The sequence below is a fragment of the Edaphobacter flagellatus genome (genome assembly GCF_025264665.1).
Taxonomy (GTDB): domain Bacteria; phylum Acidobacteriota; class Terriglobia; order Terriglobales; family Acidobacteriaceae; genus Edaphobacter; species Edaphobacter flagellatus.
On the sequence record NZ_CP073697.1, the window covers coordinates 3,134,773 to 3,158,817 of the forward strand.

Genomic DNA, 24,045 nt, shown 5'->3' on the forward strand with positions numbered 1-24,045 from the left:
TTGTCAGGTCCGCACTGGCGCATTGACTGTTCCGGAGCACTCGCCAAATCCGATTCTGGGAAAGCCGGGGCGATAGGAGTAGGCGCGAAAGACGACAGTATCTCCATCTGCGAGAAATGTGCGTGTTTCACCAGTAGGCAGACGGATTGATTGTTTGCGATGCTTCATCTCCAGCAGGCATCCCTCAGATCCTTCATCGGGGCCGGAGACTGTACCGGTAGCTATTAAATCGCCGGGACGCAGATTGCAGCCGTTACTGGCATGGTGAGTTAGCAGCTGAGCGATCGTCCAGTACAGCGTGCGGAGATTTCCACGGCTGAGCATGATTGGTGGCTCATTATGTATGCGCATTTGTTCTGATTGCAGGTAGACCTCGAGTGTGAGGTCGATGCCGTCTCGATCTACTGATGATGAAGAGAGATACGGTAAGGTAGCAGGATCGTCAACGCTACGGATACGCGCGGGAGTACGGTAGGGAGCTAAAGCTTCCAGCGGGATAATCCACGGTGAGATGGTTGTAGCGAAATTCTTGGCAAGAAAGGGTCCCAGAGGCTGATACTCCCAGGATTGCATGTCGCGTGCTGACCAGTCGTTCACAAGGCATAGCCCGAAGATGTGTTGCTCTGCTTCCGCGATGGGAATAGTTTGTCCGAGAGCGTTACCTGTGCCTATAAAGCAGCCAACTTCTAATTCATAGTCAAGAGATTGCGTTGGCCCGAAGGCTGGAGAAGCACTATCGGCAGATTTGATCTGTCCGGATGGGCGCGTTATTTCTGTGCCGCTTATCACAATCGATGAAGCACGGCCATGATAGCCAATTGGTACATACTTGTAGTTCGGCAGCAGAGGGTTGTCAGGACGAAGTAGAAGGCCTACGCGCGTAGCGTGGTCGATCGAAGCGTAGAAATCGGTGTAGTCACCGATCTGTGCGGGAAGCTGCATGGCGGCTTGTTGCATCGGAATCAGCAGAGTCGCGATGCGATCGATAGCAGTCTGACTAATGGAGAGGAGCTCGTTGACTTTGCGGCGCAGGACGGACCAGGATGCAGGACCGAGCGACATCAATCCGTTGAGATGCTCTGTGCGACATGCTGCGATGACTGGTTGCGGAAGTCCGGAGAGCATGTCAGACTCGGCGCAGCCACGGAGATCGAGGATTTGGTCGCCGATGGCAATGCCAATGCGGTTTCCGCCGATGTGACTAAAGACGCCATAAGGCAGATTATCCAGCGGGAAATCGCAATCAGGGTGATTGGCCGAGACAACCCAGCTCTCTTTTATAACGGCCATTCGTGATCTCTCATGCAGTAAGGTGTTCGGCGAGTATTCGCAGGTAGTCTTCAGGACTTCGAGTTGAAGTGCTTTTTGAGCCCTTGCCAGCATTCGAAGTATTCATGCTGCAGAATGCTTGTCTTCATGGCGAATTCCGTTGGACGTACGACGAGTTGCGTTTCGAACATGAAGGCCAGCGTGTTATCGAGATACTGCGGCTTCAGCTCGGCAGAGCTTGCGCGCTCGAAGGTTTCGGCGTCGGGTCCGTGGCCGGCCATGCAGTTGTGGAGGCTGGCACCCCCTGGGACGAATCCCTCGGCTTTAGCATCATATGCGCCGAAGACAAGGCCCATGAACTCATTCATCATGTTGCGATGAAACCATGGTGGGCGGAAGGTGTGCTCGGCAACTATCCAGCGTGGAGGAAAGATGACGAAGTCGCAGTTTGCAGTGCCATGTACGGGCGAAGGAGCCGTGAGGACGGTGTAGATCGAAGGATCAGGATGATCGAACGATACACTGTTGATGCAGTTGAAGCGTGCCATGTCGTACTTGTAAGGAACGTAGTTACCATGCCACGCAACGACATCGAGCGGCGAATGGTCGATAAATGCCGACCAGAGTCGCCCAAGAAACTTCGACGTAATGTGAAACTCACCTTCCCGATCTTCAAAGGCTGCGGTGGGAGCCAGAAAGTCGCGGGGGTTCGCGAGGCCATTAGCTCCAATTGGGCCGAGGTCGGGTAAACGGAATGTCAGGCCGTAGTTTTCGCAGATATAGCCGCGAGCCTTTTCTTCTTTCAGTTCGACCCGAAATTTGACACCTCGCGGAATGACGCAGATCTCGCCGGGAATCACATCGAGAATGCCGAGCTCGGTGCAGAAGCGCAACTCGCCGAGTTGCGGAACGATCAGCATCTCCCCATCGGCGTTGTAGAAGAAGCGGCCGTTCATAGAAGCGTTTGCCGCATAGAGGTGGATGCCGACGCCGGTCTGCATGGCCGGGTCGCCATTTCCGCCCAACGTAACAATGCCATCGACAAAGTCGGTTGGCTCATCCGGGAACGGCAAGGGATTCCAGCGCAGTTGATTGGGTGAGGTGGGAACCTCTGTAAATGGCCCGCTACGAACCTGGCGTGAGGGAATCTCCTGATAGGGATGGTGTGTCACTGAAGGGCGAATGCGGTATGTCCATGTGCGTCGATTGACAGATCGCGAAGCGGTAAATGGTGTTCCGCTGAATTGCTCTGTGTAAAGCCCAAGCGGATGCTTTTGCGGCGAGTTTTGACCGACAGGCAGTGCTCCTGCAACGGCTTCGGTGGCGAACTCATTACCAAAGCCGGATTGATATTGAACTTCACTGGACATGAATTCCTCACCTATTAACTCGCCAGAATTTTGGCTACATATTGCCTCGAGCCTGCTGCTCTCGCTCGATGGCTTCAAAGAGCGCTTTAAAGTTGCCCTTGCCAAAGCTTCGGCTGCCCTTACGTTGAATGATTTCGAAGAAGAGTGTGGGGCGATCTTCGACAGGTTTTGTGAAAATCTGGAGCATATAACCCTCGTCATCGCGGTCGACGAGGATGCCGAGCTTCTCCAGTTCATGGACCGGTTCATCGATCTTGCCGACGCGTTCCTGTAATTGCGTGTAGTACGTGTGCGGCACGCGGAGGAACTCGATGCCTTGCTCCTGCAGCTTGCTGACGGTATGCAGGATGTCCTTGGTGGCAAGCGCAATATGCTGTACGCCGGGGCCAGCGTGGAAGTCGAGATATTCTTCAATCTGCGAACGGCGCTTCCCCTCGGCCGGTTCGTTGATGGGGAATTTGACGTAACCGTTTCCGTTCGCCATTACCTTCGACATGAGAGCAGAGTATTCGGTAGAGATGTCTTTATCGTCGAAGTGTTGATAGAGCGAGAAGCCCATCACTTTGGCATAGAAGTCGACCCAGGTATTCATCTCGTGCCAGCCAACATTGCCGACCATGTGATCGATGTGAAGCAGTCCGACAGGGCGAGCGATGGGATCGTTTTCGACAGCGCGGAAGCCAGGAAGAAAAGGACCGGTATAAGCGCTGCGGTCGACGAAGGTGTGAATCGTGTCGCCGTAGGTCTGGATGCTCGACAGTACGGCGGTGCCGTGTTCGTCTGAAAGCACATACGGTTCGGCAACGCTGACTGCACCACGGCTTACGGTCTCGTTCCAGGCGGAGCGGGCGTCGTCGACCCAAAGAGCTACGGTATGTACAGCATCACCATGCCGCTGCACATGATCTGCAATGGAGTTATTGCTGCGCAATGCGGTGGTCAATACAAAGCGAACTTTTCCCTGTTGAACTACGTAGGAGACACGGTCGCGTTGGCCAGTCTCCGGGCCGGCATAGGCAACCAGCGACATCCCCATGGCCGCACGGTAAAAATAGGCAGCTTGCCGTGCATTACCTACATAGAATTCAACGTGATCGGTCCCTTTTAGCGGGAGGAAATCAGGCTGGATGCTGACCGAGTTTTGTTCTAAGGGATGGATGCTTGTACCAGTGCTCATAATATTCCTGTTTCTGCGGGGTGCAGATGTAATCCCCAGCAACCCAAGCAGCATAGGCTTAATCAGATATGAGAGGGAAGAGCTCTGGCGAAAAAAATGATGTTACGGGATATTCACAAGCTTCTGAAAAGGGTTGTCAGAGAGCGGTGGTTCAACCATTGCAAAGTCAACAGAGGGAAAGGCTTCATGAAGCTAAAGAAAAGAGAGCGGCTTGATGGCCGCTCTCTTTTGTTGGAATGAAAGGTTGAATTACTTAGAAATCCAAGCGCATAGATATCTGCCCGCTGCGAGCTCCTCCAAAGTCGGAACCGATGCTGCTGCTGATTAAGCCAAAGCTCGGTGACGCGATGTTCATGTTCGGGTCGCTCAGGTTGGTGTGATTAAGCACATTGGTAAATGTGCCCTCAGCTTTGAGGTTGACTCTTTCGGTGATGCGAAAGCTTTTGCTGAGGCCTGTCGAGAGGTTGACTGTTCCAGGGCCGACCACAGAACCTACGCCAGCGTTTCCGAAGCGGCCGATCGGTAGAGGTACGGGACCAGAGCCGCTACCTGTCGTGCATGAAGTTCCAGGTTGCCAGTTCGGATTGCCGGGGCATACAAACGCTCCTCGGTTGATCCATTGCATTCTTGTCTGCTGCGACGGCTTGATGCCGATTCCGGGATTTCGGTCTGCAGCCTGATTGCGATGTCCTCCATCAAAGCCAGAGGCTGTGCCATTGAGACCGGAGCCGGTGCCAGAGGGATCACCCTGACCTGAGGGGAAGTAGGGGGACTCGAACGGACCCGTCTGCCAGAGGAAGATATTCGATAGACGCCATCCTCCGACGAACAGATCAGCGATACGGGACATATTCCCACCGTACTGGCGTCCGCGCCCGAACGGAAGGTCATACACCACGGTTGTGTTCCAGCGATGACGACGGGTGCCGTAGACGTTACCGAAGTCGGGTTTTCTGGTGAGGATAGATGTTGCGCGCGCGCCACCGCTCTCACCGGCGAAGCCTGTATTTGCAGGACCCTGGTTGTCGGCAAGAGAGCGCGAGTAGGTCCAGGAGGAGTTGAACTGCAGCCCTTTCTGGAAGCGGTGATTGAATTCTGCCTGTGCGGAATGCAGATTGGCGTTTGCGCCTGTTGCACGTGTGTTGATACGACCCCAGTTCGGGAAACGGCGAGCGCTGAGCGGCTGGTTATTGGCAGAGACTGTGCTGGAGAAGGGAAGCGTGTTTTCGTCAGGGGCCCAGACGAGTTGGTGGGTGACAGAGCCGATGTAAGAGATTCGGCCGGCATACCCAGAGCCGAAGTCATGATCGACGCTCAGAGACCACTGCTCGGTATAAGGATCTTTCCAGTTGGTGCTATTAGCTGTTCCGAAGTAATCCTGGCCATAGCATGTTGTGCAACCGCTGCTGCCTGCTCCGGCAAAGATGTTGGGCCACTGGTATCCAATGGCATGGGTGACTTTGTCGTAGGTATTGGTGTACTGGGTTGTTTGCGCCTGTAGAGTTCCCGTGAGGGAGTAGAAGTTTGAACCCAGCATCGTGATGTTGTACATGCCAAAGCCACCACGGATAGCCGTCTTGTCATTCCCAAAGGGACGATAGGCAAATCCAAAGCGTGGCATGAAGCGGAGATGCGGGTACTTCTTTAAGCCGGCGGGATAGCCTGCCTGGCTGTTTGTCATCACTGGCATGCAAGGAGCACCGTTGATAACGGCGGAGTTTGTATTGTGGATGCCGTCGGGATTGCAGGCATTGGCGCTTGCAAGGAAGCTCTGCGCTAGCAGGCTAGCCTTTCCATCCGGGTAGATAGCGGCACCAGAGAGAGGCACAGAGGGGTCGAAGTTTCCGATGTCCCCTCCGACATCGTGATAACCGGGATGAAGTTCATAACGGATGCCATAGCTAAGGGTCAGATTCGGCGTTGCCTTCCACTGATCCTGGGCAAAGAAGTGGTAGTGAATGGATCGGCCATCGTTGTCCTGCTGCACAACGTCATAGAAGGTCTGATAAGGCATTCCGAGGAGAAAGTCAGCGAAGTCAACGCCTGTAAACAGGCCCGCGCTGTTGTTGGTGTTGAACTGGAAGGTTCCGTAGTTGTCTGCGCCATTGAAGCCCAAGGGGCTGGCTGCCTGCAGTGTACGGATGTCAACGCCAAACCTGAAATCGTGATGGCCTTTGGACCAGCTCAATGAATCGGTGTAGACCAAGGTGTTTGCCTTGTTGAGCGAATCGAGGCGGTCAGCATCAAGGGCGCTGATGTTATTGAAGTCGACCTCAGGAATACCGTTGTAGAAGAGATTTTGCAGTCCGTTCAGACCAAGTCCTTGTGTGAAGGACTTGCCATTGAAGCTGTTGGTCTGACCTGAGGTATACCGCGTAAAACCAAATCCACCTTCGTTGATGAGGCGTGGGGTAATTGTCCAGTTGGCGCTAATCTTCAATACGCGCGACTTATTTGTATTGAGCGCCGAGGGAACGGAAAGCGGCTCGGGGCTATTGATAGGGAAATTTTTCCATGTGAATCGTCCCCATAGGAGGAACTTCTGGTTCGAGCCAAAATATTGATCGGCGCGGATATCAAACTGATCGGAATGTCCACTCGCATCCTTATTCACAACATAGTTTGATACACCGTCATCAGTGAATGCTGCAGGATCGCCAACGTTTGGGTCGGGGTAGAAGGAAAGCAGCTTTTGAGCCGCAGCATTGATGGAAGGTAGCTGGGTTCCATAGCTACCACCTGTATTCGGATTGATCAGGCCTGTGAAGCCAGGGGAAACATATCGTGAGAAGTCGCCTTTCTTCATAAGAGTGCTGGGGACTTTGTATTGTTTTGTCTCTTGAGATGGATGCCGCCATCCTTCATAAGCACCATAGATGAAGGTCTTATTGTGTCCGTCATAGAGGTGCGGAATGACGACCGGACCGCCAAAACTGCCACCGTAGGTATTGCTGACGAGCTTCGGCTTCACTTTGGTCGTGGGGAATGTATACGGAATGGCATTGAAGGCAGCGTTTTGGTGATACCAAAATGCAGAACCGTGAATCGTATTGGTGCCGCCTTTGGTCGTGACGGTGATTTCACCGGGCTGCCCGAATTCGGCGTTATTCATGACTCCTTCCGCACGCAGTTCTGCGATCGATTCAGAAGAAGGGAAGGCATCCGCAATCGGCGAGTTTCCGTTCGCGCTCTGGATTGTAATGCCATCAACGGAGACTTCGGTCTGGAACGGAAGGCCTCCCTGGAGCGCGAATGAGTTATGGTCGGCCTGAACGCCGGGTAGCGTGGCGACGATACCTAATGCACTGGTGCCGCTGGCGCTTGCCCGGGTGTTGACTGGCAGGTTGGCGACTTCTGTTCCCGAGTAGGTGGCTGCGATTGCGGCTGAATCGGTATCGATTGTGCTGACGGTGTCACCTGAGACCTGAATCTCTTGTTGAATATTTCCGGGGACAAGGGACGCGTCGATACGGAGCTGTTGCCGGACGACCAGGACGATGTCGGTCGCAGTCCATCTTTCAAATCCGTCGCGAGCGACTTCAAGGGTGTAGCGGCCGGCTTTTGCGTCGATGAACTGATAGGTGCCTGAGGCACTTGAGGTTGTGGAACGGGTCGTTGCTTCGTTGATGTTTTTTAGGGTAACAGTTGCTCCGGGGATGACGGCACCTGTTGCGTCCGTTACCGTTCCAAGGATGCTGCCTTGAATCGATTGCGCATGGAGGTGGCCTGCGAACAGAGATAAAGCCAGCATCGCGAAGAAATTGAAAATGTAGACAGACATGGTCCAATGTCGGGACACGAATCTAGAGGGATTGCTCATAACGTCTCGGGCTCCTGAATGCAGCGGATTCTGTGGTTGTCACTCTCAGGCGTACTGGAAAGTAGCGTTTGCCAAGAGAGAGAGATGACCTTGAGAATTTGGGGAAGCTGCAACGAACGTAGAGTGTTTCCTTGAGCCACGGAAGGTTTTTAACGGTTCAACGACGCATTGAGCGATTGAATCTAAATAGCTTAGGCAATGTTTATTTACATGAATGAAATAAATTCGTGACAAAGATCTGCCATCTTTAAAGCTGTCTATTCATTTCAAGTGAGATTAACGAACCGGGTCTACGATCGATCTCAATGGCTATCGAGATGTTAGAGGTATCTGCTCGGTCAGGCCGTTCGGCGACGCAGGCTGGACCGCCAGAGCCTGAAAGCTTTGTTGAGGCGGCGCGCCTGCAGACGGCTGTGAAGGAGGAACTGGCTACAATCCTTTCTAGTACGAGCTTCAGCAGCAGCAAAAAAAGCTGCGAGTTCTTGGGCTACATCGTGCAGGTTGCGCTTGATGGTCGCATTGACTCCCTCAAAGAGCGCAGCATTGGTTTGGATCTGCTTGGTCGCGATACCTCCTACGACCCCAGTTCCGATGCCACGGTCAGAGTGCGGGCTAACGATGTTCGAAAACGGTTAAAGTCCTTTTATTCAACACAACCCGCGAAGAGCGGCTATCGAATCGAGTTGTTACCCGGTTCGTATAGCCCAAGGTTTGTATATGTCACGGAGCAAACTTCGGGTTCGGAGCATCCATTATCGGAGTCTGCTACGGAGCAGACAAAAACACTGGCCGAAGCGCAATCCATTGTTCCTCCGATAAGCCTTGTTGGTATCACTCGGCCAACCTTTATCGCGCTCTTTATTTGTGCATTATTCCTGCGCCAGCAAATTATGAGTGGCGATCCATATCATCAGTTTTGGGATGCACGTTTGCAGGGAAAGACCGCAATGATTTTTGCCGACGAGAGGCCAGATCGGGAGACGGCATCGAATGACGATCTGCAGGCGATTCTTCCATTGATATGGCTCGCTGGGCGTTACGATCTAAAGCCAGTGATGAGTGGCCACGATCCGAAAGATGAGCCTAAACCGGGTGAATTTGAGAGCTATGCGGCAATGATTCACAGCAGTTTGGCGACGCCTTACGAATTGGCAAAGGATAAGCGTCTGCGTTATCGAATCGTTGGGCTACCCAAAGCTCTGCATCTGGTCGACCAATTCAATCCGGCGCTTCCGGATGAGCATGGGGCGATCTTAACAGTGCTGCCCGAGCACCCAGCCATATTGTGGATGTGCGGAACCGATGGGGAGTCGATAAATCGGTTGGCGAAACTTATTACCAGCAAGGACACCTTTCCAGCGCAACTCAACGAAGGTGCGATGGCGGGACATGTGGTGCAGGCTGTTTTGAGGGATTCTTCTCCACAAGTGGAGTTCTACATACCGTGATTCAGGTCTTCAAAGTCGTGGGGAAATAGTCGGATGGCATCAGAGTCAGATCTGCAAGGGACAAAATATGGCCGATTGAGAAGCCGTGTATTCGGCTCCAGCTGGCTGTTATATGCAGGCTATTACTTGTGCCGCAAAGATGTCAGGCTTCTGCAGCGATTACAAGGAACGGGCACAAGCCTGATCGAAGTTGCGAACCTGCTTGTCGCTTTTAGCCTGGCTTATACGGTTGGGCATATCATCGCCGGTACGCTTGCGGATATAAAAGGGCCGCGCCGGACAGCTCTTATTGGCGGTCTCGTCTCTGCGTGCAGCACTGCAGCAATGATTCCTTTCCATTCGCATAAATCGATTCTTGTGCTGCAGGTGCTGAATGGCTTTGGACAGGGCTTTGGTTTTCCAGCACTGGCAAAACTTCTGTCTTCATGGTTCGTGCGTAAAGAGCGGTCGGTTGTATTGGCGTGGTGGAGTTCAAGCTACTCTCTCGGTGGCATTGTTGCTACAGGGTTAGCAGCGTGGTGTGCGACAACTCCACTTCTCTTTACTGCGGATGAATGGAAGCGTACATACTTATTGCCATCTTTGCTGCTTACGATTCTCTCGTTTTCTTTCTACAAGACAACGAAAGATGATCCGCAAGATGCGGGGTTACCGCCTCTGTCCAGCGAAGAGGGGGTATCGCCAAGCATGGGATGGAAGACGATTCTGCAGCATAAAGAAGTACAGGCTATTGCTGCTATGTATTTCTTTCTGAAGATGACTCGTTATGCTCTTCTTTTCTGGTTGCCACTCTATCTGGTGCAGAAAGTCCATTATTCAGACTCATTAGCGGGTTCGACCTCTGCGCTGTTCGAGTTGTTCGGATTTGTGGGTGCTGTCCTGGCTACCTACATGTCGAATCGGTATTTTGAGGAGAGGCGATATCCAGTTGCGGCCATAATGCTGTTTGCTCTTGGCTTTATGTCATTGCTGGAACCTTTGGTGAGCACGCTGGGATGGTGGGCAAGTGCTGCGAGCATCTCTTTTATGGGCATCCTTATCTATGGTCCCGATGCTCTGATGGTATCTACTGCAGTACTTGAGAGTGTGCCATCTAGTGTCTCTGGACGTGCCATCGCTTTTGTCAATGGAGTGGGGTCGGTCGGCCAGGTATTTTCGCCGTATCTGGTAACACGCTTTGCCCACCACTATGGATGGGATAATCTCTTTAATCTTCTCCTCGTGACATCTCTCATTTCAGCCGGAATCATGGCGCGCTATTGGAATTACAGTAATGCAAACCCGGGTCCTTTTCATCCGATAGAGGCATCAAGTGAGGTTGGATAGGTAGATCCAAAATTTACAGTTCCGTAAACTATCCTTCTAGATAGCCCTCTCAAGTCGTTATGAGAATGCTGCTGAACTGTTAAGAACCTTCCTCAACATATATCGACACCGATAGAGTCAAGGTATTACGCATATTTCTGTGCGCGCATATTGCAAACGTCGGTAATACGACGAGGACGAGGTTTTAATTCGCATGAAGAGCAGAAAAAGCCGCCGCGATTTTCTACGTATGGCTATGACCTCGGCTGCAGGTGCCGCAGCCGGAGCAAGAGTTTTCCCAGCAAGCATTAGCAAGGCTCTATCCATTCCGGCTAATCATGTTAGCGGTACGATCAAAGACGTAGAGCATGTTGTCATTCTGATGCAGGAGAACCGATCGTTTGATCATTATTTCGGCACTCTTAAAGGGGTGCGCGGTTTTAATGATCCCCGGCCGGTCAGGCTTCCGAATGGGAAGCCGATCTGGTATCAGCCCCCGGCCACCGTTCACACTAGTCGATATCACTCCCGAGGATTGCGTTCTGATGCTCCTTATGTGCTGCCTTTCTACTTAAATCCGAAGGCAACGACAGAGTTTTCTCCCGGTACCGATCATGGATGGAGTAGTGGACATCTGGCATGGAATCATGGAAAGCACAATCAGTGGGTGAACCAGAAGCAGGATGTCGTGACGATGGGCTATCTCAAGCGGGAAGACGTGAGCTTCCATTACGCGCTGGCAGATGCTTTCACGATATGCGATGCATACCACTGCTCAATCCACTCCAACACAGCGCCGAACAGAATCTATTTGTGGTCGGGCACCATCGATCCGCGCAATGTCTATGGCTCCAAACCCAATGGCCCTGGCATGGGGGAACGCGGTGAGACGAACGGATATACCTGGACAACTTATCCAGAACGGTTGGAGGCCCATGGAGTCAGTTGGAAGCTTTACCAAGGAGGCTCTGGAGAGCCGGGCACACCAACAGACAATTACACGGACAATTCTCTTGAGTTTTTTGCGCAATACCAGGTAAAAGAAGGAGCGTCGCCTTCAAGTCCCCTTGTGATGAAAGGGGTGTCAAATTACACTCTCCGCGAATTTCGCGAGGACGTCGTCAAGAACCGACTGTCTCATGTGTCCTGGATTGTCGCGCCCTATAAATACAGCGAGCATCCTGAGGCCTGCCCATCTGACGGCGCGTACTATATCAATCTTGTGCTTGAAGCCCTGACGGCTAATCCGGATGTTTGGAGCAAAACTGTCTTCTTCATTAACTATGACGAAAATGATGGTCAGTTTGATCACATCGTCCCTCCGATGCCTCCACTTACGAGTGAGGTGAACGCACAGGGGATGGTTTCGAAGGATCTGTTGGAGAGCCTGGGAGACGAAATACTGGATCTGGACAAGTATCCAGACAATAAGCGGCCTCTGATTCCGAATGCCGATCCTGGCGGTCTTCAGCCGATTGGCCTTGGGCCACGTGTCCCTATGTTGATTATTTCCCCGTGGACGACTGGCGGGTGGGTCTGTTCGCAGGTCTTCGACCATACCTCTGTTCTCCGATTCCTTGAGGCAAGATTTGATATTCCGGAACCCAATATCAGCACCTGGCGTCGTTCTCTCTGCGGTGATCTGACCTCAGCGTTTAACTTTTCCAGTCCGCCTGAGCCCGGTATTCCACATTTTGTGGTGCCGAAGCTGATTGTCTCGCAACATCGGCCATATCATGTGCCCGATGTCCAGTCCATGCCGAAGCAGGAGCCGGGCGTTCGTAAAGCGCGTGCTCTCCCCTACGAATTCTTTGTGCATGCACGTTTACGTGACGATGAGACAGATGCGGTAGTAGAAAAGGTCTGGATTGATTTTGCGAATACGGGAGAAGCTGGAGGAGGGTTTTATGTATACAACGGCATGAAGCCCGACGATAACCCAAGGCGTTACTCGATTTCGGCCGGGGATAACTTTTCCGACTATTGGTCAACAAAAGAAACGAATGGAGCTTACGACCTTTCCGCCTACGGCCCGAATGGATCTCACTGTCACTTCCGAGGAAATGTCGAAGAGGTGAGAGAGCATGGGAGGGCCCACCCTGAGGTGAAGGTTCGATATGACATTACGAAGGGTAATGTGTCGCTCGCACTAACGAACTATGGCTCGTCGCCGTGTACTTTCAGGGTAATGAATACCTATACCAAGAGCGCCGTACGCACCTATAAGGTTGTCGCAGGAGCAAGCGTTGATGACCATTGGGACTTGGCTTCCAGTTCGAGTTGGTACGATCTGTCTGTTGCCGTTGCGGAGATGCCAAACTACCTGAGACGTTTTGCCGGACATATTGAGACAAGGCGACCAAGTACCAGTGACCCGGCAATTTTTGAAGAAACAACATTGTGAAGAGAGAATCATTTCCCGAAGAAAGAAGCGACAGAGTTTCTTGACATAGAAATCAATAAAGAGGAACAATTTTGTTGTTCTTCTTTTACGTTATGCATGGAAGAGCATTGCCCCCCGCTCGAATTTTTTACCCAGTCATTCACTGTTCGCCATGAGATGAAAGGAAAAGCATTTTGTCTGAAACAATCTTTAGCCACTTTCCCGCGGTGAAATTTGAAGGTCCTTCGAGCACCAATCCCTTAGCGTATCGGTACTATGATCCTGCCTGCGTTGTATTGGGTAAGCCGCTAAGCGAGCATCTTCGTTTTGCCGTTGCCTACTGGCACTCATTCGCCATGACGGGTAGCGATCCATTTGGTGGCCCAACGATCGACCGTCCGTGGATGGCTCCAGGTGATCCGCTCACCCTGGCAAAGCTGAAGGCCGATGCGGCATTTGATTTCTTCCGTGTGCTTGGCTCGCCGTTTTTTTGCTTCCATGATGCTGACATTGCTCCCGCGGAGCCAACATTAGCGGGCACTTTGAAGAACCTGCATACCATGGTGGACTATCTGGCCGAAAAGATGACCTCGTCGCAGACGAAGTTGCTATGGGGTACGGCAAACCTGTTTTCACATCCACGTTTCATGGCGGGCGCTGCGACGAATCCTGACCCGGAGGTCTTCGCTTGGTCGGCTGCTACCGTAAAGCACTGCATGGATGCGACACAACAGCTTGGCGGCTCCAACTATGTGCTGTGGGGTGGCCGTGAAGGGTACGAGACATTATTGAATACCGACATGAAGCAGGAATTGGAGCAGATGGGACGCTTCCTTTCGCTCGTTGTCGACTATAAACACAAGATTGGCTTCAAAGGGCAGATACTCGTCGAACCGAAACCCAAAGAACCAACTTCGCACCAGTATGACTTTGATGCAGCCACAGTCTACGGCTTCCTAAAGCGCTTTGGCTTAGAGAAGGAAGTCAAGGTCAACCTTGAAGCGAATCATGCTACCTTGGCTGGCCACAGCTTTGAACATGAGATCGCAACAGCGGGTGCGTTGGGCATTTTTGGTTCGTTAGATATCAACCGTGGCGACATGTTGCTCGGATGGGATACAGATCAGTTCCCAAATGATCTATGGACGATGACGATGGCTATGTATCAGGTGATTAAAGCCGGAGGTCTTGGGCTTGGAGGCTGCAACTTCGATGCGAAGGTACGTCGTCAGAGCTTTATGCCAGAGGATCTTATCCATGCGCATGTTGGTGGCATTGACCTGTGTGCACGAGCCTTTCTGACTGCTGCTCATCTGATTGAAGAGGGAGAGTACGACTCCATTATCGCGGAACGTTATGCAGGCTGGAAGACGACGGAAGCTCAGGCGATGCTTGCAGGGAAGCTCTCACTAGATGAAATTGCAGCTAAGGCGGAAAAAGATGCAATAGCGCCAAAGCCAAAATCCGGTAAGCAGGAGCGTATTGAGAATCTGCTTGTCAGGAAAATTTATTCCTAGTGTCTACATGCAAATGCATGAGCTTAGGTAGTGGTGATGATGGCAATCGACGCATTTCACGGTTAGGAAATGTGGGCTTCAGCAAGCTTTATGGCTTTCGAAGCAATTGAGTCCAAAGACGGACTGCCCTGTGTTTGATCGAGACGAGCCCATTGAATTGCAAAATTTCCAAGCGTCGTACTCTCCACAGAGCATCGATGCACGGGAACACCCGTTGCGACCGCCGTCAATGTATTGAGGTAATCATTACGGCTGCCGCCTCCGACGGCATATATACGCGCAGCGCGCCGTCCTGTTAAAGATTCGAGATCGTCCAGTAGTGTTGCATAACGTGCGGCAAGACTGTGAAAGATCAAATTTGCATATTGTGGCGCGGCCTCGTGCCCCTGTGGAAGCTGTTGTAGCTGACGACGGATTCTCTGATCGTTGATACGCTGCGCCATATCTCCAGTGAGACCAAGCGTGGGATCATCCAGATCAAGCAGCGAATCGGGAGGGTGTAGTCTTTCAGCCTCTGCAATCAATTCAGGAAAGTCCCACGTACGTGCCGGATCCCAGACATTGAGGTACTGGCGCAGCAGCCACATGCCCGGAATACCGCGATGAAAGAGAATCTTTCTGCCCGCGCTACCGAGGTTGGTGAAGCCCCGCGCGCAGGCGTCAGAAGTTCTAAGTGGAGTTGCAAGCAACTGGCCCAGCAGCGACCAGGTTCCAGAACTGAGATAGGCCCAGGGCTCGCTGCTCATTACCGGTATTCCTGCCACGGCTGAAGCCGTATCATGGCAGGCCGGGGCAATGAGTTGCGTATTGGCGAATGCGGGAAGGCTGCGCAAGTCGCAGTTCAGCGTGCCCAGAATCATTCCGGTTTCTACGAGCTCGGGTGCTGCCTCCAAGGAAAGTCCGAGAGCCGCGAAAAGCGGAGCGGACCATGCACGCTTCTCCAGATCAACTAGCCCGGTGTGTGTCGCATTCGTGTATTCCGCTATACGAGGTGCGCCGAGTCGATGAAGCACATACTCTGGCAGATTGACCCACGGAGTCGAAGCAGAGATTCCAGCCAGCTTGTCCGCATAAAGTTGATAGATCGTATTGATCGTTTGTATTTGCGTTCCAGCAATCGCATATAACTCTGTTTCTGGAATCAGCGCATGCACGGCTTTCAGGGCTTTTTGATTGCGCTCATCCCGATAACAGAATGGCTGCGACAGTGGCTTGCTTGCCGAATTGAGACGCACATAGTCCACAGCCCAACCCGTCACGCCAATCGCATCGATCGGTTTGCTCGCTAATGCTGCACACTCGCGAAGTCCCGCATCGACTTCGTTGCAAATCCGGTCCAGATTCCAGCGCAGGCCGCCTGCTCCGTCGTCCTGTGGCTGATTGTTCGTCCGCCGCACGATCGAGATTTTCGGTCGACAGTTGTCCCATTCGAGCAGAGAGATTCTGCAGCTTTCTGCGCCGAGATCAATTGCTACCAGAGTTGGCTGCAAACTCACCGCAGGAAGGCCTCAGGCAGGCCACCATCAACGGGAATTAAGTGGCCGCTTGTGCAGCGTGTGTGCGGTCCGGCAAGAAACAAAATCGCCTGTGCGCAGTCCACGGGGTCAATGGGTTGGTGGGTCAGGGTACGTCTTGCGTAGAACGTAGCGAGTGATTCGCGAAGCTGGTCGTCGCTGGCAGCATTGTCAAAGTCTATATCGTATTTTTTTAAGGATGCGATCACTCGGTCGCGCGGAAACATCGTTGACCCTTTGACCACTGTGGCCGGACTGATGCCATTTACCCTTACATGTGGTGCCAACGCTACAGCCAGCTCTCGTACCAAGTGGCTCAATGCCGCCTTGCTTACATCGTAAGCCTCACTGCCTCGTTTGGGCACTACCGCATTCGCTGAACTGGTTAGTACGATGACTCCATTAAGGGCCTGCGTAGCGAAGAGTTTGGCCGCCTCATCGGCAAGCAGATAGTTCGCTGTCACATTTAGATCAAGCGTGGTTCCCCAAGTGCTATCGTCAATCACGCCTGTGGGAGAAGATGGGAAGATCGCTGCCGTATTGATCAGAATATCCAGGCCGCCGAACTGCGCCACGGAGGCCTTCATGGCGCTCTCAATCGCAGTCCGGCTGCGAATGTCAATCTCGGTAATACCAATAGCGTCCTTTCCGGCAATCTCGCGGGCTTCTTTCGCTACTGCTTCTGCGCCAACCAGATCGCGGTCCGCGATCATAATGTGTGCGCCGCGTTGAGCTGCGAGCAACACAGACGCTTTACCTATGCCGCTTGCTCCGCCAACAACCAACACAACCCGTCTGCTGAGTTCTTTTTCCGGAGGCTGCCTGCGAATCTTTGCTTCTTCAAGAGCCCAATATTCGATGCGGAATGCCTCTGATGGGGGCAGCGACACATAATTAGCATGAACTTTGAATGCATCTCTTGGGGCTGCGGGTCCCGCCTGAGGCAGTTCGTGCATCGGTTCATTCCCGTTCAGCGCCGTTGCGCCTTCCATGACATGAATCGCATTGACGTAGAACTCGCCGGTGATTCGTGCCTCCGCTTTGGTCTTGCCAAAGGAGAACATGCCGAGGCCAGGAATCAGCACGACCGTTGGATTTGGATCGCGCATGGCTGGGGAAACGGGTTCCGCATGTTGCTTGTAATAGGATTCATATTCTGCTCGATAATTGGCTAACGCCGATTCAAGCTTCTTTTTTAGGACGGCAACATCATCTTCCGCGCTTGCGGCCACAAACATTGGGCGGATTTTTGTTCGGATAAAGTGGTCCGGACAGCTGGTGCCCAGATGTGCCAGTGCTGCCGCATCGTGCGCATTTACAAATTGCATAACATCCGGAATATCTGTCCAGCTTCCGATCAAAGGTTTCTGCTGGGAGACATGCCCACGCAGAAAGGGCAGGAGCTCGAGAGCGAGATCTTTGCTATTTGCGCGTGTTTTAGTAACTTCTCCACCAAATATCGCGCCCTGCTTGCGGAACTGATGTTCTTGCACAAATTGCCCTAGGTGATCGATGACTGCCAGCGTATTCAGGTAGCACTCACGTTGTGTGTTGCCCCATGTGAACAGGCCGTGTCCACCCAGCACCACGCCATCGGCGTTCGGATTCTGTTCTATAACCTGCCGCAGCATCATCCCCAATTCAAATCCGGGTCTCTGCCATGGAAGCCAGACAAGAGAGTGTCCAAATTGCTGGTTGAATTCCTGCATCTTCTCCTTGCCATTGGCAGAAGCGGCCAACGCAATGGCCCAATCCGGATGGAGGTGGTCGATATGGGGGTAGGGAAGAAATCCGTGCAAGGGCGTATCAATCGAGGCTGCAATTGGATTCTGGTCAAACGTGCACAGAGGATACTTCTCAACCATCAGGTCTTCTACGGCTACTCCACCGTATTGCTTCTCCAGTGCGCGTAGTTTGTTGAGATAGAGCGTAGCAAAGCCCTTACGCTGGATACTGCCAAGATCACCGCCACTGCCCTTGATCCATAACACTTCAATTGGTTCACCGGTCAGGGGATCAGGCTGCAGGAGCTTCGAACTGGTATTACCGCCGCCAAAATTTGTGATTCGCAGGTCAGCTCCAAGAAGGTTGGAGCGGTAACGCAATAGCTCGGGTTCATCGAGCGTGGAAGCTACTTTTTCGTCCCACAGATCTTTTAAAAGCCGCAGATTAGCAAGAGCCTTCATCTCGTTTCCCCTGTCCATGCTGGCAGCATATACCAATAGGAAAAATATTTCTATATTGATATATGCTCCAAAACAAACCTTTAGGTCGTCGATGAAAAACGATGGATTGAGAGAGCACACTACTATTTAAAGATGACGGTTGTGCAATGATTCAGCTGTTACCAGCTTGTGTTCAACAAAGTTATATGGGGCAACAGTCTGTCCTTGAAGTAGGGACAGTCCTAGCTGTATGAGCATCGGACCGTAGCTTGCTGCTTCATGAGAGACGGAGGCCACCCAAGGACTGCCTGGGCGTCGCATCTCCTCGAGGACTTCAGGAATGCAATCCTGTCCCACAATGGCAACATGTTTTTCACGTTTCAGGCTGCGCGCAGCTTCTAGGGCACCCAATGCGCTCGTGTCTGTAGCGCCTGCAACCAATATGTGCCGATCTTTAGGATGCCTGTTCAGAAAGTCAGTGACCAGCCGGGCGCTTTTTTCGCGGATGCCTCTGCAATCCATGCGGACAAAAGACTCCACCGGAAGGTCCGGCAACTGTGCGCGTATGCCTTCGAACGCACCAGTGATGCGACTTTGCACCAGCGGCCCAGCATCTTCAATATCGAGTCCGAGCACCCAATTCACCTTCCCACCCCAGTTCGCAACTGCATGCTCGGCTAAAGACTGCCCTGCCACCATTCCAACGCGAAAATTATCTACGCCGAAGTATGTTGCGTGTGGATGCGGAATATCAATCGCAATCAGTGGGATGCCTGCGGTGGCGATTTTATCCGCAATAATGGGTGCAACCTTCTGGTCAATCTGAAATTCAATGACTAGATCCACGCGGTTCTTTACGAACTCTTCCGCTGCTTTCACCGCAGTCTCTGCATCATAGCAATTGTCCAGAATAGTTAGATCTACCCCAGCTTGCGCTGCGGCATCCTGAAGACTGGCTGTGACAGCCTCTGAAAACGGCATGTCTCCACTCTGCTTACCGAACCCAAAGCGTACCTTGCGAGGGCGGCTGATCAGCCGATACTGCCCATCCTGTGACTGCGCCACGTACCCGCGATGCACAAAGGTTTTGAGCACACGATATACGGTGGTTTTTGAGATGTGAGTGCGTTGGTAGATCGCCTCAAGCGACATAGGGCGATCCTCACGCTGCAATAGTTCCAGGATGTCTAAAGCTTTAGAGAGAAGAGGAACCAGGTATAGTCGTTTCGTCGTAGAGATAGGCAAAGCAGGCCTCGAATGAGCTTACAGTCAGCCTTATCATAAAGGGTTGCTATCGGAATTCTCTGGTGCAATTCGATATTGCGACATTATGCATACGATGAGGCAGACTGTGCATTCGCGGCTTTTCTCTCAGCGCGAATGCGTTCCACGTACCCACTCTGGCGTAACGCTGCCATCGGCTCTTCTGGCAGTTCACGCTGTTTTCTCCATTCACGGACCATAGGGCGCACATCAAGCCAGAAGGCCCGACGCAGGCATTCTTCCGCATCTACTAGGCGGCATTGCTTTTGGTATTCGACCAATTCCTGACGGTCAACACATGCAGCCTTCGCAAATATCTCCTGCGCGGTGCATACAGTTTGAACCATCGCCTCCAATTTGCCTTTCATGTTGTGGCTCTGGTCGACCATAAAGGCGACCTGGTCAAACCCGTTTTCAGAAGAAAGCAATTCGTGGAAAATACGGAATACCTGGTATGGGTCAATCGACCCTAATGTCAGATCATCATCCGCGTATCGGCGATCATTGAAGTGGAACCCTCCAAGCTGGCCTTCCCGGAGCAACCAGGCGACGATCTGTTCAATGTTTTGCCCCTGGTAGTGATGTCCCGTATCGACCAACACCGCCGCCTGCAGGCCTGCCTGTCGCGCCAGCAGCAGAGCCATGCCCCAGTCTGCAATATCGGTGTGATAAAAGGCTGGCTCAAACGGCTTGTATTCAATCAGCATGCGCTGTTCCAACCCTAGTTCGGCATGTGTTGCAGCGAGCGCGTCAGCCATCCATTCGATCCGCTTTCGAATACTCTGCGTCCCGGGATAGTTCGATCCGTCCGCTATCCATAAGGAAATGTCTCGTGACTCAAGTCTTTTGCCGATCCTCACCGATTCCAGCAGGTGGTCTAAGGCAAGTTGGCGGATTACCGAGTCAGGATTGCAGATAGATCCGAATTTATATTCCTGCCGCTCAAAAAGATTGGGATTGATAGAGCCAGGGCGGATGCCGTGCTTCGTTGCCAAGTCGCGGATTTTTGTCGTGTCCGCTTCGCCGCCTGGAAGATCCCACAGAACATGCAATGCGAGCGTAGGGCAACATCCGGTCAGCGAATGTACCTCTCCAGCATCGGCAAACTTTTCCTCAATGCAAGTTGCAGCCTCAGACTGTAAATACTTACCGAATCGCGTGCCGGTGTTGGCGAACCCCCAGGACGGCAGTTCGATTTGAAAAACATCGAGAGCCTTGCCAATCCGCTCTTCTATGTTGTGCAAGTCCCCTCCACTTGAGTAGGAATAAAGTTTCCTATTGAAATGACCCTGATAATATCACGCTGCGGGAGTTCGTCCGAGAGAGCGTCGCTATGTGTTTCTCGACTGACGTGAGAGATGCTAATGCGTCTATCCAAATCTCCAGAGTACAATTCGGAAATTATGGCACGCTTTCTCGCCTTCCAGAAGATCACGCGAAATTTTTGTAGGGGGAGAGCCAGTCTATTGCTGATATCTACTTTTCTCCCCGGAATCAGTGAGTGGGGCATTGCGCAACAGACAAAACCGGCTGCAATTTATGGTGTCGTAAATGATGCGAGTGGCAACCTGATTCCAGATGCTGTTGTACGGTTGCGGCAAGCTGAAACTATCATTGCTACGACACGAACAGACTTGCACGGTAGTTTTGCATTCGCGACAGTGGGATCTGGAAATTATCGAGTGGATGCAGAAAAGGAGAATAAGCACGCGTCTGCGATGTTATCGACTCGCGCAACGACGACCTCCGTCGTTCTGACGATCGTTACAAGTGCCACTGGCGCTGAGAACATAGATTTTGCCGATAAGCCCAACTTTACAGTCGCAGGCATTACTGATTGGACTGCTGTTGGAGGACACGGATCGGATGCAGTTCTTAGGACAAGTGAAACGCTTGCGCGTGCGACGGAAACGCTAAAGCAAAATAAAGTTGTTGTACTTACTCAATCGGATGAAAAGGAGAGGGCATTACGTGATGCTGTGGTAGCCTCACCGCTAAGCTTCACTGCGAATCACGAACTTGGAAGATTTTATTTGCAAAAAACTTCCTATCGTGAGGCGAAGCCTTTACTGGAGGCCGCGTATCACATTGATCCGGCAGATCGCAGTAATGAATATGATCTTGCGCTTGCTTATAAAGAAACGGGCGACCTGAAGAATGCACATGCGCATGTGAATTACCTACTTGCCAGTGGAGACACCGCTGATTTTCATCGCCTTGCAGGTGATGTGGATGAGGCGCAAGGGGATGCGCTCTCAGCAGAGCGAGAATATGAAGCAGCTGTGCGCTTGGACCCAGGTGAGCTCAATGAATTTACCTGGGGCACTGAACTTTTACTGCATCGTGCTATATGGCCGGCGATCGAAGTTTTCAGAAAAGGAGCTATTGCCTATCCAAAATCAGCAAGAATGAGATCTGCTTGGGGGGCCGCACTTTTTGCCAGTGCGCAGTATGAAGAAGCAGCCCAGCATTTGTGTGAAGCTTCCGACTTGAATCCTAAAGACAGTGAACCATATATTTTCCTTGGTGAGATCGAGATGACGGCCCCTTTGCCGCTGGCCTGCGCCGAGTCTAAATTGGCACGATTCATTCAGGTGCAACCAGAAGATAGCCGTGCTTATTATTACTATGCGGAGGCGATCCTGAAACGCCAAGATGTTTCTGCGAATCTCTTAGATGTAGAGAGAGCACGGTTGTTGTTGATTCGGTCTATTGAGATCAATCCGAAATATGGAGAAGCCTATCTGCAACTCGGGATTTTGAATGCGAATAAGAAAAATTTTACCGAGGCGATCCATTATTTCACCAAGGCGATCGAGGTTGAGCCGCAGCTAGCAGATGCGTATTATCGTCTTGGAGTCGCATACCAAAGAATCGGTGCAGAAGAGAAGGCAAAACGGGAGTTTGATCAGCACCGTGAAGTTGAAAGGGCTCAGGCTGAAACCGTTGATCAGCAGCGACACAAAGTGAAACAATTTCTTGTTGTGTTGCAGGGACAGCCATCCAATTTAAATTGATGCAGGACGTAGTCTGTTCAAGACTTTTTCGGTTTGTAGGTCGAGATAATGCCCTCACCTTCTCGAATAGTGAGTATCTGATTCGGTGAGATATTCGTAAATTTCTCGACTTTTTGCGTTGTTGGCCATTTCACTTCGACAGTGTCAATCGTCTCTGACTTGCCCAGGCCAAAGTGCAGGCGCAGATCGCTCTGTGACATCACGCTGGTGCCACTGTGGACTTCGTCCATCTGTACGTGTTTTCCAGTTGTGACATGGACTCGCGCCCCAATAGCGGTACGGTTACATTTGGTCCCTATAAGCTTCAGCTTTATCCAATTTTGCTGATTGCCTCCGTCGTTGCGGAGCAACGACGGCACATCATTCATGTTGAAAATAAGGGCATCGATGTCGCCATCATTGTCATAGTCTCCGAACGCCGCACCGCGACTCGAAAAATGTTCGGCAACACCTGGTCCTAGCTCTGTGGAGACATCCTTAAAGCGACCATTCCCCATATTCTTATAGACGAGCCGAGGATTTTTGAAGGTTTGGCCGAAGTGATATCTGTCGATTTCCGGATAGACATGACCATTAGCCTGAAAGATGTCTGTCCATCCGTCATTATCGTAATCGGCAAAACCGCAGCCCCAGGCGACGTATCCGTTATTGACCGCGGTACCAGCTTCAGCAGTTACATCAGTGAACGTACCATCTCCGTTATTGTGGTAGAGGTTGCAGGTGTCGTCGGCGAAGTTGGTTTTGAAGATATCGAACCAGCCATCGCAATCGTAATCTGCAACGGCGACGCCCATGCCAGCCTGCTCGTGTCCATCTTCGTTGTAGGCGCAGCCAGCCGTAACAGCAATATCGGTAAAGGTGCCATCATGGTTGTTCTTCAATAAAACACTTGGTTGTGAGTCTACAGCGACATAGATGTCAGGCCATCCATCATTATCGAAGTCGTAGGAGACGGCAGTGATGGAGTAACGTGGCCCGACTTTGAGGATGCCGGATTTCTCGGATACGTCCACAAACGTACCATCGCCGCGATTGTGATACAGAATGTTCGTGTCGGCAGGCAGGCCACGCGGGCCGCACATGACTGGCACGCCTTTCCATTGGCAGAATTTAGTGGTGGTATCCGATGGAGTATCCTTGGTATCGAGCTTGAGGTAGTTGCAAACAAACAGGTCAAGATAGCCATCGCGGTCATAGTCCAGAAATGTACAACCGGCGCCCAAGCGTACTTGTTTTTGATTGAGCCCAGACTTTTGAGTGACGTCACTAAAAGTGCCGTCGCCATTATTGTGGAAGAGAATATTTTGGCCCCAGAAGCAGCAGAAGAGATCGTCCCAGCCGTCATTATCGTAGTCTCCGATACAAACGCCTGTTTGCCACCCTGTGCGTGCTAGTCCAGACTTCTCCGTGACATCAGTAAAAGTGCCGTCGCGGTTGTTCTTATAAAGATGCGTCGTAGGAGCTTGCCCCGCAGGCCACTGTGTATCGAACCGAGTGCCGTTTGTGAGATATATATCCAGCCAGCCGTCATTGTCGTAGTCAAAGAAGGCAATACCGCATCCTTTTGCTTCGATAATGGAGCGCTTGTGATCAACGCCTCCCCATACATTTGGAATTGTGAGTCCCGCCTGCTTTGCCACATTTGTAAACTGTACGGGTGATGTGGGAGTTGCGACTGCAGCATGAACAAGATCGGGATTATGCCACCTCCAGAGCGGAGTGGTAAGAACATCAAGAAGGGTTCCGCCAAATAAAAAGAGCGATGACCCGAGAAAGCGTCGGCGTGGGATGTTCACG

At 51.9% G+C, this 24,045-nt stretch carries 14 protein-coding genes; 5 read left to right on the plus strand and 9 right to left on the minus strand.

Going from position 1 to position 24,045, the window contains the following annotated elements:
* Positions 1–3: 3 nt before the first annotated feature.
* The 4 genes from fahA to KFE13_RS13120 form a co-directional block, all read right to left on the minus strand.
* Positions 4–1,290, minus strand: coding sequence for a fumarylacetoacetase (gene fahA / locus KFE13_RS13105; RefSeq protein WP_260703559.1), 1,287 nt, complete (start codon positions 1,288–1,290; stop codon positions 4–6).
* Positions 1,291–1,340: 50 nt separating this feature from the next.
* Entirely contained in the window at positions 1,341–2,639 is a 1,299-nt protein-coding gene (hmgA, locus tag KFE13_RS13110; protein ID WP_260703560.1) for a homogentisate 1,2-dioxygenase, read from the minus strand.
* 34 nt (positions 2,640–2,673) lie between these two features.
* Positions 2,674–3,816, minus strand: coding sequence for a 4-hydroxyphenylpyruvate dioxygenase (gene hppD / locus KFE13_RS13115; protein ID WP_260703561.1), 1,143 nt, complete (start codon positions 3,814–3,816; stop codon positions 2,674–2,676).
* 253 nt (positions 3,817–4,069) lie between these two features.
* Positions 4,070–7,597 carry a TonB-dependent receptor gene (locus KFE13_RS13120; protein WP_260703562.1) on the minus strand — a complete coding sequence of 1,176 codons (3,528 nt, stop codon included), beginning with the start codon at positions 7,595–7,597 and terminating at the stop codon, positions 4,070–4,072.
* 344 nt (positions 7,598–7,941) lie between these two features.
* Between KFE13_RS13120 and KFE13_RS13125 the strand changes: the two genes are divergently transcribed.
* The 4 genes from KFE13_RS13125 to xylA all read left to right on the plus strand — a co-directional run bounded on the left by KFE13_RS13125 (position 7,942) and on the right by xylA (position 14,289).
* Entirely contained in the window at positions 7,942–9,084 is a 1,143-nt protein-coding gene (locus KFE13_RS13125; protein ID WP_260703563.1) for a hypothetical protein, read from the plus strand.
* Positions 9,085–9,117: 33 nt separating this feature from the next.
* Positions 9,118–10,410 (plus strand): MFS transporter, encoded by a 1,293-nt coding sequence (locus KFE13_RS13130; RefSeq protein WP_260703564.1) that lies wholly within the window; start codon positions 9,118–9,120, stop codon positions 10,408–10,410.
* A gap of 193 nt (positions 10,411–10,603) precedes the next feature.
* Entirely contained in the window at positions 10,604–12,793 is a 2,190-nt protein-coding gene (locus KFE13_RS13135; RefSeq protein WP_260703565.1) for a phosphocholine-specific phospholipase C, read from the plus strand.
* A 173-nt stretch (positions 12,794–12,966) separates the two neighbouring features.
* Positions 12,967–14,289 carry a xylose isomerase gene (xylA, locus tag KFE13_RS13140; RefSeq protein ID WP_260703566.1) on the plus strand — a complete coding sequence of 441 codons (1,323 nt, stop codon included), beginning with the start codon at positions 12,967–12,969 and terminating at the stop codon, positions 14,287–14,289.
* 62 nt (positions 14,290–14,351) lie between these two features.
* On the opposite strand, the gene KFE13_RS13145 is transcribed toward xylA, so the two are convergent.
* From KFE13_RS13145 to KFE13_RS13160, 4 genes are all read right to left on the minus strand, one after another.
* Positions 14,352–15,785 (minus strand): rhamnulokinase, encoded by a 1,434-nt coding sequence (locus KFE13_RS13145; protein ID WP_260703567.1) that lies wholly within the window; start codon positions 15,783–15,785, stop codon positions 14,352–14,354.
* A complete protein-coding gene (locus KFE13_RS13150) occupies positions 15,782–17,989 on the minus strand; it encodes a bifunctional rhamnulose-1-phosphate aldolase/short-chain dehydrogenase (protein WP_260703568.1) in 2,208 nt (735 codons plus the stop codon). Before KFE13_RS13150 ends, KFE13_RS13145 begins: the two co-directional genes overlap by 4 nt.
* 126 nt (positions 17,990–18,115) lie before the next feature.
* Complete coding sequence (locus tag KFE13_RS13155) at positions 18,116–19,120, minus strand: substrate-binding domain-containing protein (protein ID WP_260703569.1); 1,005 nt, start codon at positions 19,118–19,120, stop codon at positions 18,116–18,118.
* Positions 19,121–19,296: 176 nt separating this feature from the next.
* Positions 19,297–20,475: a TIM barrel protein gene (locus KFE13_RS13160; RefSeq protein ID WP_260703570.1), complete on the minus strand. Its 1,179-nt coding sequence runs from the start codon at positions 20,473–20,475 to the stop codon at positions 19,297–19,299.
* A gap of 159 nt (positions 20,476–20,634) precedes the next feature.
* Between KFE13_RS13160 and KFE13_RS13165 the strand changes: the two genes are divergently transcribed.
* Positions 20,635–22,248: a tetratricopeptide repeat protein gene (locus KFE13_RS13165; RefSeq protein ID WP_260703571.1), complete on the plus strand. Its 1,614-nt coding sequence runs from the start codon at positions 20,635–20,637 to the stop codon at positions 22,246–22,248.
* Between the two features lie 17 nt (positions 22,249–22,265).
* Here the strand turns inward: KFE13_RS13165 and KFE13_RS13170 are convergent, their stop codons facing one another.
* Positions 22,266–24,044 carry a CRTAC1 family protein gene (locus tag KFE13_RS13170; RefSeq protein ID WP_260703572.1) on the minus strand — a complete coding sequence of 593 codons (1,779 nt, stop codon included), beginning with the start codon at positions 24,042–24,044 and terminating at the stop codon, positions 22,266–22,268.
* Position 24,045 lies beyond the last annotated feature (1 nt).

Excerpts from the sequence above, each read along its gene's own strand:
- fahA (WP_260703559.1), bottom strand. The coding sequence starts at position 1,290 with ATGGCCGTTATAAAAGAGAGCTGGGTTGTCTCGGCCAATCACCCTGAT.
- hmgA (WP_260703560.1), bottom strand. The coding sequence starts at position 2,639 with ATGTCCAGTGAAGTTCAATATCAATCCGGCTTTGGTAATGAGTTCGCC.
- hppD (WP_260703561.1), bottom strand. The coding sequence starts at position 3,816 with ATGAGCACTGGTACAAGCATCCATCCCTTAGAACAAAACTCGGTCAGC.
- KFE13_RS13120 (WP_260703562.1), bottom strand. The coding sequence starts at position 7,597 with ATGTCTGTCTACATTTTCAATTTCTTCGCGATGCTGGCTTTATCTCTG.
- KFE13_RS13125 (WP_260703563.1), top strand. The coding sequence starts at position 7,942 with ATGGCTATCGAGATGTTAGAGGTATCTGCTCGGTCAGGCCGTTCGGCG.
- KFE13_RS13130 (WP_260703564.1), top strand. The coding sequence starts at position 9,118 with ATGGCATCAGAGTCAGATCTGCAAGGGACAAAATATGGCCGATTGAGA.
- KFE13_RS13135 (WP_260703565.1), top strand. The coding sequence starts at position 10,604 with ATGAAGAGCAGAAAAAGCCGCCGCGATTTTCTACGTATGGCTATGACC.
- KFE13_RS13150 (WP_260703568.1), bottom strand. The coding sequence starts at position 17,989 with ATGAAGGCTCTTGCTAATCTGCGGCTTTTAAAAGATCTGTGGGACGAA.
- KFE13_RS13155 (WP_260703569.1), bottom strand. The coding sequence starts at position 19,120 with ATGTCGCTTGAGGCGATCTACCAACGCACTCACATCTCAAAAACCACC.
- KFE13_RS13165 (WP_260703571.1), top strand. The coding sequence starts at position 20,635 with ATGGCACGCTTTCTCGCCTTCCAGAAGATCACGCGAAATTTTTGTAGG.